At 32.9% G+C, this 16,344-nt stretch carries 19 protein-coding genes and 1 pseudogene; 11 read left to right on the plus strand and 9 right to left on the minus strand.

From position 1 onward, the window contains the following. The first annotated feature begins 184 nt into the window (after positions 1–184). The 4 genes from HMPREF3264_RS00260 (at position 185) to HMPREF3264_RS00275 (ending at position 3,514) form a co-directional block, all read left to right on the plus strand. On the plus strand, positions 185–1,294 hold the full coding sequence (locus HMPREF3264_RS00260; RefSeq protein ID WP_002445083.1) for an efflux RND transporter periplasmic adaptor subunit: 1,110 nt from the start codon (positions 185–187) through the stop codon (positions 1,292–1,294). After that, on the plus strand, positions 1,291–1,977 hold the full coding sequence (locus HMPREF3264_RS00265) for an ABC transporter ATP-binding protein (RefSeq protein ID WP_070871541.1): 687 nt from the start codon (positions 1,291–1,293) through the stop codon (positions 1,975–1,977). The genes HMPREF3264_RS00260 and HMPREF3264_RS00265 overlap by 4 nt, the downstream gene beginning before the upstream one ends. Next, positions 1,970–3,172: an ABC transporter permease gene (locus HMPREF3264_RS00270; RefSeq protein WP_070871542.1), complete on the plus strand. Its 1,203-nt coding sequence runs from the start codon at positions 1,970–1,972 to the stop codon at positions 3,170–3,172. Before HMPREF3264_RS00265 ends, HMPREF3264_RS00270 begins: the two co-directional genes overlap by 8 nt. 117 nt (positions 3,173–3,289) lie before the next feature. Continuing rightward, entirely contained in the window at positions 3,290–3,514 is a 225-nt protein-coding gene (locus tag HMPREF3264_RS00275) for a VraH family peptide resistance protein (RefSeq protein ID WP_002445088.1), read from the plus strand. Between the two features lie 143 nt (positions 3,515–3,657). Here HMPREF3264_RS00275 and HMPREF3264_RS12310 read toward each other — a convergent pair whose 3' ends face one another. Further along, on the minus strand, positions 3,658–3,873 hold the full coding sequence (locus HMPREF3264_RS12310; protein WP_083321662.1) for a hypothetical protein: 216 nt from the start codon (positions 3,871–3,873) through the stop codon (positions 3,658–3,660). Positions 3,874–4,155: 282 nt separating this feature from the next. On the opposite strand from HMPREF3264_RS12310, the gene lip reads away from it, so the two are divergent. After that, a complete protein-coding gene (gene lip / locus HMPREF3264_RS00280) occupies positions 4,156–6,276 on the plus strand; it encodes a YSIRK-targeted triacylglycerol lipase (RefSeq protein WP_070871543.1) in 2,121 nt (706 codons plus the stop codon). Positions 6,277–6,363: 87 nt separating this feature from the next. On the opposite strand, the gene HMPREF3264_RS00285 is transcribed toward lip, so the two are convergent. From HMPREF3264_RS00285 to HMPREF3264_RS00305, 5 genes are all read right to left on the minus strand, one after another. Beyond that, positions 6,364–6,558, minus strand: a complete 195-nt coding sequence (locus tag HMPREF3264_RS00285; protein ID WP_037541783.1) for a VraH family peptide resistance protein — start codon at positions 6,556–6,558, stop codon at positions 6,364–6,366. Between the two features lie 41 nt (positions 6,559–6,599). Continuing rightward, positions 6,600–8,480: an FtsX-like permease family protein gene (locus tag HMPREF3264_RS00290; RefSeq protein ID WP_070871544.1), complete on the minus strand. Its 1,881-nt coding sequence runs from the start codon at positions 8,478–8,480 to the stop codon at positions 6,600–6,602. Beyond that, positions 8,470–9,228 (minus strand): ABC transporter ATP-binding protein, encoded by a 759-nt coding sequence (locus tag HMPREF3264_RS00295; protein WP_044466570.1) that lies wholly within the window; start codon positions 9,226–9,228, stop codon positions 8,470–8,472. Before HMPREF3264_RS00295 ends, HMPREF3264_RS00290 begins: the two co-directional genes overlap by 11 nt. A 162-nt stretch (positions 9,229–9,390) precedes the next feature. Then, positions 9,391–9,783: a YxeA family protein gene (locus tag HMPREF3264_RS00300; RefSeq protein WP_070871545.1), complete on the minus strand. Its 393-nt coding sequence runs from the start codon at positions 9,781–9,783 to the stop codon at positions 9,391–9,393. A 19-nt stretch (positions 9,784–9,802) separates the two neighbouring features. Next, complete coding sequence (locus HMPREF3264_RS00305; RefSeq protein WP_070871546.1) at positions 9,803–10,204, minus strand: YxeA family protein; 402 nt, start codon at positions 10,202–10,204, stop codon at positions 9,803–9,805. 210 nt (positions 10,205–10,414) lie between these two features. Here HMPREF3264_RS00305 and HMPREF3264_RS00310 point away from each other — a divergent pair, with 210 nt between their 5' ends. From HMPREF3264_RS00310 to lepB, 6 genes and pseudogenes are all read left to right on the plus strand, one after another. Then, a complete protein-coding gene (locus tag HMPREF3264_RS00310) occupies positions 10,415–10,627 on the plus strand; it encodes a hypothetical protein (RefSeq protein WP_070871547.1) in 213 nt (70 codons plus the stop codon). Between the two features lie 13 nt (positions 10,628–10,640). After that, complete coding sequence (locus HMPREF3264_RS00315) at positions 10,641–10,868, plus strand: hypothetical protein (RefSeq protein WP_070871548.1); 228 nt, start codon at positions 10,641–10,643, stop codon at positions 10,866–10,868. A 210-nt stretch (positions 10,869–11,078) separates the two neighbouring features. Further along, the gene (locus tag HMPREF3264_RS00320) at positions 11,079–11,459 is read left to right on the plus strand and encodes an LptM family lipoprotein (protein WP_037541785.1); all 381 of its coding nucleotides are present in this window, start codon (positions 11,079–11,081) and stop codon (positions 11,457–11,459) included. A 14-nt stretch (positions 11,460–11,473) separates the two neighbouring features. After that, a pseudogene (locus HMPREF3264_RS00325) lies at positions 11,474–12,129 on the plus strand (hypothetical protein). A gap of 28 nt (positions 12,130–12,157) precedes the next feature. After that, on the plus strand, positions 12,158–12,325 hold the full coding sequence (locus tag HMPREF3264_RS12540; RefSeq protein WP_253286510.1) for a VraH family peptide resistance protein: 168 nt from the start codon (positions 12,158–12,160) through the stop codon (positions 12,323–12,325). A 25-nt stretch (positions 12,326–12,350) separates the two neighbouring features. Beyond that, positions 12,351–12,926, plus strand: coding sequence for a signal peptidase I (gene lepB, locus HMPREF3264_RS00330; RefSeq protein ID WP_070830632.1), 576 nt, complete (start codon positions 12,351–12,353; stop codon positions 12,924–12,926). Positions 12,927–13,004: 78 nt separating this feature from the next. On the opposite strand, the gene HMPREF3264_RS00335 is transcribed toward lepB, so the two are convergent. The 3 genes from HMPREF3264_RS00335 to HMPREF3264_RS00345 form a co-directional block, all read right to left on the minus strand. Beyond that, positions 13,005–14,363 (minus strand): MFS transporter, encoded by a 1,359-nt coding sequence (locus tag HMPREF3264_RS00335; protein ID WP_070871549.1) that lies wholly within the window; start codon positions 14,361–14,363, stop codon positions 13,005–13,007. Positions 14,364–14,819: 456 nt separating this feature from the next. After that, complete coding sequence (locus tag HMPREF3264_RS00340) at positions 14,820–15,455, minus strand: ABC-2 transporter permease (protein ID WP_070871550.1); 636 nt, start codon at positions 15,453–15,455, stop codon at positions 14,820–14,822. Continuing rightward, positions 15,455–16,297 (minus strand): ABC transporter ATP-binding protein, encoded by an 843-nt coding sequence (locus HMPREF3264_RS00345; protein ID WP_070871551.1) that lies wholly within the window; start codon positions 16,295–16,297, stop codon positions 15,455–15,457. The genes HMPREF3264_RS00340 and HMPREF3264_RS00345 overlap by 1 nt, the downstream gene beginning before the upstream one ends. Between the last annotated feature and the right edge of the window lie 47 nt (positions 16,298–16,344).

Genomic DNA, 16,344 nt, shown 5'->3' on the forward strand with positions numbered 1-16,344 from the left:
AATAAAATACGCAATTTAAATTTTTGATTAAAATTACTTGTAAGTACTAAATCATTTTAACTAAATAATGTTTTTTTAATTTTAACTATTCTAAGATTTTGTAAATTTCTCTTAAATAAAATATTACTAATATTACGAGTATGTTATCATTCCAATTGTAATTAATTATTAAGGAGAAATAGATATGAAAAAGAAAACATTGTGGATCATCATAGGAATTGCAATCATCCTATTATTAATTATCGCTGCTTTTATCGTGAAACAAGTGAATGGTTCAGGTAAAAAAGACAGTGAAGGTTACGATACATATACAGTTAAAAAAGAAACACCTATCAGTTTGGAGGGGAAAGCTTCTCCTAAATCTGTAAAAACATACAACAATAACAGTTCAATTGGAACATTCTTAAGTGCATCTGTAGATGATGGACAGAAGGTTAAACAAGGGGATCGTTTAATTAATTATGATACGAATGCTAGTAAACGTGAACAATTAGCCAATAAAGTGAATCAAGCACAAAGCCAAGTGAATGATGATTATCAAAAGATTAATCAAAGTCCGAATAATAGCCAATTACAATCTAAGCTTACGCAAGACCAAAGTTCATTAAATGAGGCTCAACAATCACTTGCACAACACGACAGACAAGTGAATGACAGTATGTATGCTACTTTCGATGGTAAAGTAAATATGAAAAATGATTCAGATGTCGGCGATGGACAACCGATTTTACAGTTGATTTCAGATAACCCTCAAATCAATGCGACTGTTACAGAATTTGATATTAATAAAATCAAAGAAGGCGATAAAGTCGATGTCACTGTAAATAGTACCGGTAAAAAAGGCGAAGGTAAGATTCTAAAAATCGATGAACTTCCTACAAGTTTTGATGCTGGTAGTGAAAGCGAGGCCTCTGGTGGTGCTCAAGCAGGTGGTGAAGAAGGTGAAGGCGCTCAAGCTTCTAATCCAACTGTAAACAATCCTTCAGGAGGTAAAGATGGCGACACATCTAAATATAAAGTTGTTATTGGAGATTTAGATATTCCTGTAAGATCAGGTTTCTCTATGGATGCGAAGATTCCTTTAAATACTAAGAAATTACCTAATAATGTGCTAACAAAAGATAATAATGTATTTGTCGTTGATAAAGATCACAAAGTGCATAAACGTGATATCAAAATTGAACGTAATAATGGACAAATCATTGTTAAGAAAGGCTTAAAATCAGGCGATAAAGTGATTAAAAACCCTAAAGGTAATTTAAATGATGGAGAAAAAGTTGAGGTGTCATCATGATTGAGTTGAAGAAAGTCAATCGACATTTCAAAAATGGTAATGAATCCAATCATATTTTAAAGGATATTGATATTCATATTGATGAAGGGGAATTTATCGCTATTATGGGACCTTCAGGTTCAGGTAAGAGTACGCTCATCAATATTTTAGGGTTTATCGATCGCGGATATGAAGGGGAATACCTTTTTAATAATGAAAATTATCAAAAAAGTTCAGACAACAAGTTGGCTGAAATTCGAAATCATACTGTAGGGTTTGTCTTTCAAAACTTCAAGTTAATTCAAAATAATACTATTCTTGAGAATGTTAGTATCCCTCTTATTTATAACGGAATGGGCAGTAAAGAGCGTAAAGATAAAGTTTTAGACGGTCTTCATGACGTCGGTCTAAAAGGTAAGGAAGATTTATTGCCGAATAAGTTGTCGGGCGGCCAACAACAACGTGTGGCTATTGCCCGGGCAATTATTAATAATCCTAAATTTGTCATTGCCGATGAACCGACAGGCGCGCTTGATTCTAAGACGTCTCAAGATATTATGGACCTCTTTGTCAAATTAAATAAAGAAAAGAAAACAACCATGATTATGGTGACACACGACCGTGACGTCGCAGATAAAGCTGACCGTATTATTCATATACTTGATGGACGTGTGCAAGAGGAAGAGGTGTTAACGCATGAATAACTTTTCTAATGTTATTGCAGTTGCCTTTCGCTCTATTCTTAAGAACAAACGTCGTAATATCTTCACAATGATTGGTATCATCATTGGTATCGCAGCTGTGATTACCATTATGTCTCTTGGTAATGGTTTTAAGAAATCTACGAATGAACAATTTGATGAAGCTGGTGCAGGTAAAGATCAGGCTTCGATTTCATTTATGACTGAAAATATGGACGCACCAAAAAACAATCCGTTTAAACAAGAAGATATCAGTGTGGTGAAACAAATTAACGGTGTGAAAAGTGCCAAAGTAAAAGATAGTGAAGATAGTACATATTCAGCTAAAATTACGAATACGCATGGTAGCGGTGATACAAGTCTGAAAAAAGTCAATGAATTAACTGATCCAGAAAAAGGTAAGGGGTTCACTAAAGATGATAATGACACAGAAGAGAAAGTTGCTGTTATTGATAGTAAAATAGCTAAAAAAGTGTTCAATAATCATGCGTTAGGGAAGTCCCTCTATATCAATGGTGAAGGATTTAAAGTTGTGGGAGTATCTGAAAGTTCAGGGATGGACGCCGGAGGTATGGGAATGCCTGAAGAATCTACAGTGCAACTCCCTACTAAGACATTTAATAAATATATGGGAAATTTAACTCAAGGTATGCCTCAATTATTAGTATCTGTTGAAAAAGGCGCTGATAAAAAAGAGATAGGTAAAAAAGTTGAAAAAGAGTTAAATAAAAAAGGTACTGGCACATCTGAAGGTCAATATAGTTATCAAGACAATGAAGCAATGATGAAAGGTATTGGTAAAGTCTTAGACACCATTACTTACTTTGTTGCGGCTGTGGCAGGTATTTCCCTATTTATCGCTGGTATAGGTGTTATGAACGTGATGTACATTTCAGTTACTGAGCGTACTGAAGAAATTGCGATTCGACGTGCATTTGGTGCCAAGGGTCGAGATATCGAAATACAATTCTTAGTCGAAAGTGTTGTACTATGTCTTATTGGTGGTATTATCGGTCTGATACTCGGAATTATCATTGCGACCCTCATAGATGCAGTGACGCCAGAGATGGTTAAGAGTTCCGTCAGTCTAGGTTCCGTCATTTTAGCAGTAGGCGTATCGACCCTCATCGGAATCGTCTTCGGTTGGATACCGGCACGTGCTGCTTCTAAGAAAGAATTAATTGATATTATTAAGTAATTAAGATTTAAATTTTTGAAACAAGTAAGTAATTAACCTCGTGGTAGTTACTTACTTGTTTAATATTGTTTAGAGGTGTAATAAGACATTTTTATATTGATTTAGGAGGAGAGAAAGATGTCTATCAAAGAAATGTTTCACGAGTTGATTAATAAAAAATGGACAGGTGAAGATTTGTGGACTATTGTTTTATCAATTGTATGTGCAAGCTTCTTAACCACACCTATATTGGGCATTCCTATAGGAATAGCAGTGTACTTTTTATTCTTTTATAAGCAAGAAGGTAGTAATGTGTTTGATAAATATCGAGATTATTTTGATAAGAAAGAGAAAGAGAAATAGAGGAGAAAACGAATTTAATTAATAAAAAAGATTTTTTGATGAGACTGCGTGTAGTGAGAAAGGCATTAAATTTTAAATAATTTTATACGAAGAGAAACTGGAAAGTTGTTATTTAATTGAGGCTTTCCAGTTTTTAATTTGTCTTATTTTGAAACGATACAATATGTAAGGCCAGTTAAAGTCAATGTAAGAATAATTGTCAAAACCAATGTAGTAATTATTCTTTCTACAAGAGAGACATGGCGTAATCCTATAAAAACTGTAACAGTAAAGAACACAAAGGCACAGATTAAGTATAGGATAAACGCAATCAATACGAATGTATTAGGGCTGTCTAAGAATTGTTGATAGTTCTCCATTGATATAACCTCGCAAATGTTGACCTTTATATAATATATCAAAAAGTAGTAAGTGTATCGAATAAAAATTGATAAAGATATAACTGTTTATTCTTTGACAAAAAATACATATTTAATATTTTAAATGAAAACAAAAAATTTAATACTAAATCTCAAAAACATAAAATTAACTAAATTTTAATAAAAATAGTTAAATAAGTTAAAGAATTCTATGTTATTGTGAAAATAGCAGTTATATTTTTCAATCTTTATAAAGGAAAAAACTTATAGAGGTGATTATTTTTGGAAAATTACAAAGAAAAAAACAGATTTAGTATCAGAAAGTACGCAGTCGGAGCAATATCAATTATTACGGGTGTAGCAATTTTTATTGGGGGACATCAAGCACAAGCTGCTGAAGATACGCATCAAAACGTTGATAAGCCTACGCAAACTCAAGAATTAACGCAAAGTGTTCAAAAAGAAAATCAATCAACTGAAGCTTCGGAGTCTTCTACTGAAAAGACACAAGTACAATCTCCGAATCAACAGGCTCAAGTTACTACGAAACATAATGATGAACAGATGAAAGAAGCTTCAAATCAAAATCTTAATGAAGCGGGCAATCTTAAACAAATCGATTCTAAAAAAGAAGAGCCAGCTACTCATCAAGACGCCGTTACGTCTAAAAAAACTGACGATGCTACGCACCAAAAAGAGCCATCTGCAAATCATCAATCCCAAGAACCACCTGAAAATGAATATTCAGTTCAAAAGAATGTAAGTGATAACACAGAATCAAATAAAAATAATCAAGATTCACAAACACAACAAGCAACGAATTCAGGTAAAAATACATATTCTAAAGAGCCTGAACAAAGTCAAGATACAACTCAACAAAAAGCAAATGAACAGGAATCTCAAAATGATTCTAAGAAAAAAGAAAAACAAGTTGATAAAGGTGAAAAACAGCCATCACAAGATTTACAACAATCGAATAAAAATGACGAATCAAAAGTAGACAAGCCTAAAAAAGGTGAACAAACTCAAACGAAATCCTCAAATACGAACCACAATTCACTGAACCAAAATAAAGAGAAAGAAAAACATCAACAAACGATCCAATCAACAAACAACAGAGAAGAAATTCCAAAACCATCTAAACAAACTACAAAAGCTAACAAAAAATCAGCTTCACAATCTTCACAATCATTACAATCAAAACAATCTAATAAACTTCCTAAAAAAGCTGCTCAAGCTCAATATAAAAATCAATATCCAGTCATATTCGTACATGGGTTTGTTGGTTTAGTTGGAGAAGATTCATTTGATTTATATCCAAATTATTGGGGCGGCAAAAAATATAATGTAAAAGAAAAATTGACAGAACAAGGCTATCGTGTTCATGAAGCCAATGTCGGCGCATTTAGCAGTAACTATGATCGTGCAGTAGAACTGTATTACTATATTAAAGGCGGTCGCGTTGATTATGGCGCAGCTCATGCCGCTAAATATGGTCACAACCGTTATGGAAGAACTTACAAAGGTATTATTCCTGATTGGGAACCTGGCAAGAAAGTACATCTCGTTGGCCACAGTATGGGTGGACAGACGATTCGTTTGATGGAACACTTTTTAAGAAATGGGAATCAAGAAGAAATAGATTACCAACGTGAGCATGGAGGAACGCTATCTGATCTGTTCAAAGGTGGAAAAGATAATATGATATCTTCCATTACCACTCTTGGGACACCACATAATGGTACGCCTGCTGCAGATAAACTAGGCACACGCAAATTTGTCAAAAACACAATTAATCGTATAGGACGTATTGGTGGTAGTAAAGCACTTAATTTAAACCTAGGATTCGCTCAATGGGGCTTCAAGCAAAAGCCTAATGAAAGTTACGCGGAATATGCCAAACGTATTGCTAATAGTAAAGTTTGGGATACTGAAGACCAAGCGATTACTGATTTAACTAGTCCAGGAGCAGAAAAGTTAAATCAAATGACGACACTCAATCCTAATATTGTATATACGTCTTATACAGGTGCTGCGACACATACAGGGCCTCTCGGAAATGAAGTACCTAACGTAAGACAATTCTTCTTATTCGATTTAACAAGTCGTGTAATTGGTAGTGATGAAAATAAAGATCGCAGAGTTAACGATGGTATTGTACCTGTGACATCTTCACTACATCCTACTAACCAAGCATTTAAAAAGGTAGGATTAATGAATCCAGCGACAGATAAAGGAATTTGGCAAGTGAGACCTGTACAATATAATTGGGACCATTTAGACTTCGTAGGATTAGATGATACTGATTATAAACGCGATGGAAAAGAACTAGGTGAGTTCTATCAAAGTTTGATTAATAATATGATGAGAGTCGAAGAAAAAGACGGCGTAGCTAAAAAATAAATATAGTCGCTATGTAAAAAATTTACCCTCATAGATAGAGGTCTAAATGACTTCTTCTATGAGGGTTTTCTAGTTCAAACTCTACAATTATTTATTTTCTTTTTCTTCACGACGTTTCAAATAATACGCGCCACCTAATAACCCGATAGGTACACCTGCGATTGGTGTAATGATATTACTTAAAATGAATACAGCAGCAACTAATACTAGAATATTGAACCAATTAATAGTTAAGTTTTTTAAATCCTCATATGATTGTTTGATTAAATCTTTAATTTTCATTATAAATACCATCCTTTTAATAAATTTTTTGAAAAATCATTTTAAATTGAGCGCTTAATGACACGATTTGAGTGAATAAATGCTATAAGTGCAAAGATAAGATAAATGACTGCGTAAGCAATCATTACTATGAATATCGGCATCATTGTTACATTGCCCATAATCTTCATAAAGGCAAGTGATGCAAATAGTGCATGTAGTAAAGCAACTATTAAAGGCAATCCGAAGTTGAATAGAATTTTGAGTAATAAGCCTTTAGACATGTCAGAATTTGTGAATCCGATGCGTCGAAGTATTTTAAAGTTATCAATTTCATCTTCAGTTTCATCCATTTGTTTAATGTAAATAATACATCCAGCAGCGATTAAGAATGCTAATCCTAAGAATGAAGTTACAAATATGAGAATACCATTCGATGCATCTATTATTTTTTTCAATTCATCTTTAGACACAACATTTGGATCAACTTTTGATGCGATGTGTTCAGCTTTTTTCATATCACTAGGATGTTTGATGTTAAATCCATAAACTCGCACAGTATTTTTATCAGTTTTTAATGAGTTGTATACTTTAGGGCTTACTTCCACCATAGGAGCAGCATATGAAAGTTCAGATGGGTAAACTTTGGAATCATCTTTATCTGTGACTTTCACAGTTTCTTTAGACTTACCTTTAACTGTGATTTGTTTATTCATGTTAAATTTCATTATTCCGAGAGCGGTTTTTGTATTTGTTAATCGAGCGTCATTACCTTTAAGATGTTTATTAACAATCATTGACGTATTCTCTGAAATACTCTCAGAATCATTTTGGAAAGTCATTACTTCGTCTTTTACTGTTTTAGGATTAATAGACTCATAAGTAATTTTATTATGCTTAATATTATTTTTATCTAATTGTTGTTCAAATTTATGAGCTTGTTTACCTTTTGAAAAGTCAAAATCTTGTGGTGTTGATGATTCAATATTATAATCCGAATTTGCTTTCGTAATAGCCGCAAAACAAAGAATCGTCACTGTAATTGCTGAAATAATTGCGATAACTGTTAATGACATCGCATTTTTCTTCATTCTGTGCATGATAGATGAGGTGCAGACCACATCCGTAATAGAGACACGTCCATTTTTAGCACGTTTAATAGATTTAAATATGAGTGAAACAGAACTTCTAAAGAATAAGTATGCACCGACAATAGTTAGGAATAATATGATGAATGGTGACATCATTGCCATGGTTAAAGGGTTAAATACGCCGAACATCTCAGTCGCCATATAGTATCCGAAAGCTATCATTAGAATTCCTAACACGCCACCAATGATTTCGAGTACAGTGATGCGCGCTTTAGTCGCTTCTGTCTGAGAACTATCCTTCATCATTGTTAAGATGCTTCTTCTTTTGAGGAAAAGGAAATTCTGAATAAGTATTAATACAAAAGCGATGACTAACATCACGATTGTGACAAGTAATGCCTGTGGTTCGAAACCAATTGAAAGGTGAACCTTTAACTTCATCAATTTAGAAGCGATGGCAAGCAAAAGTTGTGAACCAAAAATTCCAATGATTACGCCAAGAATACCTGTTACTACAAATATGGCAAATTGTTCAATGCTTAACATTCTTAGAATATTGCCTCTTGTTAATCCGATAAGTTGAAAAAGTGCAAACTCTTTCGTACGTCTTTTAATAAATAAGTGATTGGCATACATTAGGAAAATGATAATGATGATGAATAGAATTGTTGAGCCAACACTTGAACCTTTTTGAATTATTTTGAGAGAACCTGAATTATTGATGCTGTGTGAATACTTTAAAGTTGTAAAACTAAAGTAAAGTACGATACTTAATAATAAAGAAAATAGGAACATGCCATAATGTTTAATATTTTGTCTTAAATTTTTAAGGGTGATTTGATTAAACGTCATGTGTGACACCACCTAATGCCGATTGCAGTTTAATGATTTCTTGATAGAAGTCTTGTTTAGAATCTTCTCCTTGGTAAATTTCAGAGTGAATATCACCATCTTTCAACATAATGACTCTTTCAGCGAAACTTGCTGCTGAGGGATCGTGAGTGACCATAATAATGGTTGAATTAAACTGCTTATTCATATCTTCTAAACGATTAAGTAAATCTTGTGCGCTTTTAGAATCTAAAGCGCCTGTAGGCTCATCGGCAAAGATGATTGTCGGTTTATGAACGAATGCACGTGCTGCTGCCGTACGTTGTTGTTGACCACCAGAAATTTCGCTAGGATATTTATTTCCCAGGTCATAAATGCCGAGTGCTTCTGTGACTTCTTTATAATTTTGTTCCATTTCATATTTTTGAACTTTCTGAACTGAAAGTGGAAGCATGATATTTTCCTTAACGGTCAGAGTTGGCAACACACTGTAATCTTGGAAAATGAATCCGAGTTGTTTTTTACGAAAATTCGCAAGTTGTTTATTACTGAGTTTATTAATTTCATTGCCGTCAACTTCTACAGAACCTCCGGAAATAGTATCGATCGAACTGAGTACGTTAAGTAAGGTCGTCTTACCTGAACCAGAAGGTCCCATGATAGCGACGAATTCTCCTTTTTCTACCGAGAAACTGATATCTTTAAGTGCTTGATACTTTTGTTTATCACCATAGACCTTAGATAGATTGTTAACTTTTAAAATAGACATCTTTTTCACTCCTCAAGTTGTTTATACTTAAATTGTAGAGTCTTGCCGTCATCACTGCCTTTATCTAACCTTACAAAATCGCTGTCCAAACTTACATGTATGTAAGATTAGTAAATTTTGTAAAATAAAAACCACAATCCATTAAAAAGATTGTGGAAAAATTTAATTTAAATTTTTATTCGCATTTTTAGGTATATCATTTGTCTTAACTTCTGAATAATTCAAAACTTGACCTTGTTTTATTGTGAGTTTGAGATAATGATTGGTTTTTAACTTCTTAGTAGCCGTATAAGTAATTTTATTACCATCACCTTGTTCATCATAGCCTACCGTCTTGTAAGTGTAATTGTAAAAATCTTTATCTAATTTTTCTTTATTCACAGGTTGATTCGTTTTAACAAAATACGCTTCTTTAGGAATCATTGGATTATATTTATTCAAGCCTTGTACTACGGAATCGTTTGGATGATGTTCACCGTAAATTTTCCCTACTAACATGAGCGCGCCAATTACAAGAATAAAAACACCCAGTGTAATTAATAGTTTCTTTAACATTTGAGTGATCACTCTCCATTTATTTTTCTAATTTACTCATGGCTTTCTTAGGGATATTGTCTTTATTAACTTCTTCATAACTTTTTACGGTGTCTAATTTTTCTTTGATTTTTAAATAGTGATTTGGTTTGAGTTTTTTCATTCCCATATATGTGATTTTTTTACTATTACCATTATCATCATAGCCAGTTGTTTTATAAATGTTGCTTTCATCTTCATAATCCTTAGGGGTATGTTTCAGTGGTTTAGTCGTTTTTACATAATATTCTTTTGTGGGTTCGAATGGGTTAGACATATTTAAACTTTTAACATCTTTATTATTTGGGTGATGATCACCATAAACTTTTAATCCGAAAAGTAATCCTATTATTAATAAAATAATGACTATTATAGTGGTTAATGAAATTTTTAAAGCTTTCATGAATCTTTCACTCCTTTAATTTGTTTACAATTTAATTGTAGGAGCTTTGTTGGTAAGTTGCCTTTATCTAATCTTACAAATTGGCTTTTCAAACTTACACGGTTGAAAGTTTTGAAAAATAAGACGCCCGGAATACTTAATAAGAAAATTTTTATTGTACATAAAGTTTGTTATGCTACAAGTAACATATATTATTGTAGGGGGTTCATGATGTCGTTTTTAATTGTTCTAATCGTTGGGGCTATATTAGGAATCTATTTTTATAAACGTGAAGAACCAATACACGTTAGCAGTTGGATTAAAGGTATTTTAGTTATTGTAGCAGTACTATTTATAGTAGATTTTATAAATCATTTTGATCAAATTAAAGATGGTTTTCTAAATGGATCAAAAGATATAGACAAGAATAATCCATTTGAATAGGAGAGGTTGGAGTATGAAAATTGCATGGATTTTATGGTGGATTGCTACAATTTTCTGGGGAGTCGTCGCGATAGGCCTATTCGTATTTGCATTAATGAATGGATTGAATAGTGAAATGGAATGGTATAAATTCACTTTTCTCATGATAGGGATATTTTTAGTGCCAATCATCTGCCAAGTAGTGTGGTTAATTATCAATCTCATTGTGAGTAAAAATTTTAGGGAAAATCAATATAATTAAATTTCTAGTGTTGAGAATCATTGAAAGATGAACTCTCAACATTTTTTTTGTGAATTTTTAAAAGTGATTTGTATTACATAATTAATTTATGAGATGATGAAGTTAATCAACATTATAAAGCATTAAGTTTATTTAAATCTTAATAGAATTTTAAAAAATGATTGTTATAATTCATGTGAAACTTTGAATCATTGGTAAAGGAGTATGTTTATGAAAAGGTTAATACTATTAGTAAGTGTATTAGGTTTATCTTTTATTTTAACAGCGTGTGGGGGTTCTGGAGAGCAAAAAGAACCGTCGAAAGAAAGTCAGAAATCTGATAAATATGAATACGAATATTATGAAGTATTAAATGATGGTAAAGAGGAAACTCCTAATGTCGAGATTAAATATAAAGATAAAAATGGAAATTCTCATTTAGAAAGAACGGATTTAAAACATGTTTATGAACACATCCTAAGTGATGGTAATAAAAAGCCATACATTGTTAAAGATGGAAGCAAGGTACACGTTTATCGTCCACCATATATGATGTACGGCGATGATGATGTTGAAGGTAAAGCAGTTTCAAAAGATGAAGTATCTAAATAAGAAAAGGTGAGTAGATGAAACGTAAAATATTTAAATTTATAAGTTTAATGATTGTTATCACTACAGCCTCACTTGGTATGTTATCGACGGAATTAGATGCTGCAACATCAGGAGGGTCTAGTAGTTCAAGCTCAAGTAGTTCAAGCAGTAGTTCATCAAGTGCCTCTTCGTCGGCTTCAAGAGGCTCAACATCGTCAAGTTCATCAATGAGTCGTTCAAGTGCAGCGAATGCATCTCGGACTGCTCAACAATCGAGTCAACGTGCAGCGCAACAGGCGGCCAGATCAAGTAGTATGAAATCTAGTGCAAATGCTTCAAAGTATAGACAGAGTACTCAAAATATGAGATCACAGTCTCGTTCATTGATGGCTCCAAGACGTCCGTATAGTTCTGGCGCGCCTTATACATCACAATATATGGCGACTTCTTACTATAATAATTGGTTATATTTCTATATCATTGCACCTTCATCACATAATCAACAGGCGAAGAAAGATAGTGTGAGATACCAAATGAATATGTTAAAACAGCAGATGAAATCAAATGAAAAGTTATATACTGTGACGGTTCAAACTAAAAGGGTAAGCGTGTCATTGTAGTACCTAAAAAACAATACGATAAAATTAAGACAGGTAAGAATGTAAAAATTAAAAATGGTATAGTACAATAATGAGCATTAAAGGAGAATTAAATCTTTGATGAAAGCATTTATTAATAAAGAGAAGAAGAGTGGATACCTGGGTATCTTATTTACACTCGTATTTGGTTTCGTATTCAGTACAATGTTCACACCATTTATCGGCATCCCTGTAGCTTTATTTGCTGGTTACATCATTCATAATGTTGAAGATAATGAAGAAGAATAATTTAAAGAATCAAGGAGTCTAAATCATGAAAAAAGAGATATTAGAATGGATTATTGCTATCGCTGTTGCGCTCATCATTGTAGGGTTAGTACAGAAATTCCTGTTTACTTCCTATACCGTCTCAGGAGAGTCTATGCACCCTACTTTTGAAGATAGAGATAAAGTTATGGTGAGTCGAATTTCTAAAACATTAAACCATATTAATTCTGGTGATGTAGTTATTTTCCATGCGACAAAGAAAGATGACTATATTAAACGTTTAATCGGTAAACCCGGAGATACAGTTGAGTATAAGAAAGACCAATTGTATTTAAATAATAAGAAGGTTTCAGAACCTTATTTAAATTACAATAAGAAACATAAAGTTAATGAGTATTTAACTGAGAACTTTAAATCGAAGAACCTTAAAGGTGCCAATGGACATATGAAAATTCCTAAAGATAAATATTTAGTCTTAGGTGATAACCGACAAAACAGTATTGATAGCCGTTATGATGTGGGCTTAATCGATAAAGATCAACTTGTTGGTAAAGTGTTATTTAGATATTGGCCGTTGAATCAATGGAAAGGTGGATTTAATCCAGGAACTTTCCCTAATTAATATAAAAATGCCTCTTAGCAATTAGACTACCCTCAACTCAGGGAGGTCTTGCTAAGAGGCTTTTTTAATGGCTATCATCTATTCGGTTTCTACATTCTTGCCAACAGCTTCCCATCTTAAAGCAGTCGTGATAATTAAACCAACGAGCGGTACGATAGCTAGAATTAACATAGTATTAGTTAAACCTACAGCTGCAAGTATAATTGGGAATACGAAAGTTCCGATGATACTACCCGTACGACTCACAGATTCTACGAAACCGGTAGCTTGCGAACGTAGATATGTAGGAAATGATAAAGCAGCAATCGTCTTACCTTGTGTACCTGGACCACCAGAATGTCCGAATAAGAATAGAGCGATGAAGAACGTGTTAATGATCATTGGTAAGCTGTGATAGAACACGCCTGTCATGACCATAGCAATCAAGACGAGACTGAAACCAATCATGGTTAAGCGACGTGTGCCTACTTTGTAAGTGAGTTGCGATCCTACGTAAGCTCCGATAATACCTGCTATGTTGACAATGGCTGTTCCTAGTAAGACGCCCAATTTATCTTTACTTATAATGTAAGTTGCAATAATTGGTATGTATAATCCTACGCCATAGTATTGCATCCCTTGCAATGTTGAAATTGAAGTTGCTAAGACAATTCTTTTTAAATATTTAGGCTTAAATAGTTCAGTTGTTGATGGTTTTGAAGATTTATTTTCGGAAAATGAAGTTCCGTTACCCTCTAACTTAAGATTTACATCATAATTATTTCTTACATATTCAGTAGCTTCTTCCAATGAATGATGATTAATGATCCATGTTGGACTCTCTTTCAAATATTTGATACGTAAAATGTAAAGCACGAGAGCAATGAATGCACCAAAGCCTACTGCAAATCTCCATAAATGTTCGCCTGTACCCATAACAAAGAATGCGATAACCACAAGTGCAGACACGACAATCGCTACGTACCAAACAACTTGCCAGTAGTTGACGTTACGGCCTTTCTGCCATTTATTACTGATTTCTGCGATAAAAGTGAAGGCAACAGGACTGTCCATGCCGATAGCGAAGCCCATAATGAAGCGGCATGTAAGTAAAATAAAGAGATTTGGAGCAAGTGATGCGCCTAAAGAAGTAATCACGAGAATAAGTAAAGATACGGATAAAATACGTTTACGACCAAATTTATGTGCGAGGGAGCCACCGAGAATTGCACCAAAAAGTGCCCCGATAGGTAAAGAGGTCATGACAACTGAAAGCATTGTTGGAGACAAATGAAATTGTTTCGTGAGTTGATCGGTCATAGTTCCTAGAATTGTGATGTCATAAGCATCTAAAAAGATCGTTCCCAATATCATGAAAAGTAGAATTTTAGATGTGTGTTTCTGATCTGCATGATCAATAATTCTAAATAAATCATTTTTAGATTTTACGATTTCCATATTATCATTCCCTTACATTTTTTGTCTTTTTAAGCGTAATTGAGTGTCATTAAGTTAAAATTAACCTAAGTTTAAAATTTTATTAACATTACTCACACAATCAGTTAAAAATTGTGGATAACTTTATGGACAGATATTGTATAACCCACATTTATCAACGTTTAAAGGTAAATTAGGAGTTATCCACATAATATGATAAGGTGTTGATAATTTCCAGAATTGTGCGAAAAATACATCAAATGTCTATTCATAACTAAGAAATGAAGAATGGATCCAGGGCGTATTCTTAGATAGTTATGTTTATGATTTATTCAAGAAAGAGTATCTACAATTAAAAAGAGAGGGTCATTAAAAAAAGACAGGATTTGTACATCCTGTCTTTTTAGTAATTTAGAATTGAATGAGGAATCATTTTATTTAGTTATTGTTTGAACGAAATTTTCATATTTATTGAAATTAAAGTTCTTTCTTATTAAAGATACTTATAGATAATTTATAGGTCAAAGCAAAAGTTGCTAATCCTAAAATGCCAAAGACAACGAACACAAGTAAACTTCTTGTATTACTTAACATTTCTACCATTGAATTATCATAATGTGCGGCTATAATAACTGCAAGGATGTAGAAAATAAAGTATATGATAATCATAAAGAAGACAGTTACCATGATGATTGTGTTGGAATTTTCAGGACCAAATTTGAATGTTAATGGGAACATGGCGGAATAAATACCAGTACATCCAAGAGAAACAAGTGCGGAAATCAACGCCATATTGAAACTATGTGTAATGATTAATACAATCGGAAAACTAACCACCAATGCAATGATTATGACAATACAAAAAAGAAAATAGTAGCTCTTAACATAATCAGATCGTTTTATAGGTAGTGTAGAAACGTAATTCATCCATTTAGAATCTTTTTCTCGTTTAAAGTTATCTGCAATTGAAGAGATTAATAATGCAATTAAAATAAAACCGCTCATAGGTGGGCTTGCAAAAGTCATTACTACTGTAGCAATGATTCCAATAATTAAATAAGTAATTAATGGTTTCTTTGTTTCATAGAGAGTACTTAATACTAAACCTTTCATTATTTGTCACCTCGCATAACAATTTTAGTAGCATCATCAATATTGTTGATTTGTTTAGCTCCAGGCACTTCTTGATAATTGTTTACTAAGCTTATTCTGTTATGGTTGCGTTCTCTTGATGCGACCAGATATTCATTACAAATATTAAATGATTCCAATGGTTGCTCTACAATTCCATAATTTTTAAGTAATGCTTCTTTGTTTTCTTTTAAAATGATTTCCCCGTCTCTCATGAATACTAATTTATTTGCGAGTTGTTCAATATCTTCTGAAATATGTGATGAAATTAATATTCCATTACCTTCATTTATATAATCTTCAAGAATTTCAATCACTTGTTCTCGACCTGAAACATCCATTCCAGCAGTTGCTTCATCAAGAATAAGTAATTTAGAATCATGAGCCATCGCTATTGATAAAGCCGTTTTCATTCTCATGCCTCGTGAAAAGGTGTTAACTTTATTCTGCGTTGGTAATTCAAATTCTTTAATTAGTGAAAAGAATTTCTCACTATTCCAAGTGCGATATATATTTGCAAACACTTTATCTATAGATGTGAGCGTTAATTTATTAGGTACTCTTAAATCATCAAAGACGACGCCAATGTGCTCTTTATATGTATTATCTTCTTCGGCAACTTCTTCGTCGAAAAAGCTGATTTTACCGTTATCTTTATGTCTATTTCCTACAATTGTATTAATGAGTGTAGACTTACCTGAGCCGTTCTTACCAATTAAACCGACAACTTCCCCAGGCTTAATTGAGAAAGAAATGTTTGAAAGATGAAATTCTGACTGATTATAAGACTTATTTAGATGATTAATTTCTAAAAGCTTTTCCATTCATATTTCCCCCTTATTAAATGACAATTTAACTGTGTTTATAGAAA

The organism is Staphylococcus sp. HMSC62A08 (assembly GCF_001839105.1).
Lineage (GTDB): Bacteria > Bacillota > Bacilli > Staphylococcales > Staphylococcaceae > Staphylococcus > Staphylococcus caprae.

What these genes read in the sequence shown, in the direction of transcription:
- HMPREF3264_RS00260 (WP_002445083.1), top strand. Translation starts at nt 185, where the DNA reads ATGAAAAAGAAAACATTGTGGATCATCATAGGAATTGCAATCATCCTA.
- HMPREF3264_RS00265 (WP_070871541.1), top strand. Translation starts at nt 1,291, where the DNA reads ATGATTGAGTTGAAGAAAGTCAATCGACATTTCAAAAATGGTAATGAA.
- HMPREF3264_RS00270 (WP_070871542.1), top strand. Translation starts at nt 1,970, where the DNA reads ATGAATAACTTTTCTAATGTTATTGCAGTTGCCTTTCGCTCTATTCTT.
- HMPREF3264_RS00275 (WP_002445088.1), top strand. Translation starts at nt 3,290, where the DNA reads ATGTCTATCAAAGAAATGTTTCACGAGTTGATTAATAAAAAATGGACA.
- HMPREF3264_RS12310 (WP_083321662.1), bottom strand. Translation starts at nt 3,873, where the DNA reads ATGGAGAACTATCAACAATTCTTAGACAGCCCTAATACATTCGTATTG.
- HMPREF3264_RS00285 (WP_037541783.1), bottom strand. Translation starts at nt 6,558, where the DNA reads ATGAAAATTAAAGATTTAATCAAACAATCATATGAGGATTTAAAAAAC.
- HMPREF3264_RS00290 (WP_070871544.1), bottom strand. Translation starts at nt 8,480, where the DNA reads ATGACGTTTAATCAAATCACCCTTAAAAATTTAAGACAAAATATTAAA.
- HMPREF3264_RS00295 (WP_044466570.1), bottom strand. Translation starts at nt 9,228, where the DNA reads ATGTCTATTTTAAAAGTTAACAATCTATCTAAGGTCTATGGTGATAAA.
- HMPREF3264_RS00300 (WP_070871545.1), bottom strand. Translation starts at nt 9,783, where the DNA reads ATGTTAAAGAAACTATTAATTACACTGGGTGTTTTTATTCTTGTAATT.
- HMPREF3264_RS00305 (WP_070871546.1), bottom strand. Translation starts at nt 10,204, where the DNA reads ATGAAAGCTTTAAAAATTTCATTAACCACTATAATAGTCATTATTTTA.
- HMPREF3264_RS00310 (WP_070871547.1), top strand. Translation starts at nt 10,415, where the DNA reads ATGTCGTTTTTAATTGTTCTAATCGTTGGGGCTATATTAGGAATCTAT.
- HMPREF3264_RS00315 (WP_070871548.1), top strand. Translation starts at nt 10,641, where the DNA reads ATGAAAATTGCATGGATTTTATGGTGGATTGCTACAATTTTCTGGGGA.
- HMPREF3264_RS00320 (WP_037541785.1), top strand. Translation starts at nt 11,079, where the DNA reads ATGAAAAGGTTAATACTATTAGTAAGTGTATTAGGTTTATCTTTTATT.
- HMPREF3264_RS12540 (WP_253286510.1), top strand. Translation starts at nt 12,158, where the DNA reads ATGAAAGCATTTATTAATAAAGAGAAGAAGAGTGGATACCTGGGTATC.
- lepB (WP_070830632.1), top strand. Translation starts at nt 12,351, where the DNA reads ATGAAAAAAGAGATATTAGAATGGATTATTGCTATCGCTGTTGCGCTC.
- HMPREF3264_RS00335 (WP_070871549.1), bottom strand. Translation starts at nt 14,363, where the DNA reads ATGGAAATCGTAAAATCTAAAAATGATTTATTTAGAATTATTGATCAT.
- HMPREF3264_RS00340 (WP_070871550.1), bottom strand. Translation starts at nt 15,455, where the DNA reads ATGAAAGGTTTAGTATTAAGTACTCTCTATGAAACAAAGAAACCATTA.
- HMPREF3264_RS00345 (WP_070871551.1), bottom strand. Translation starts at nt 16,297, where the DNA reads ATGGAAAAGCTTTTAGAAATTAATCATCTAAATAAGTCTTATAATCAG.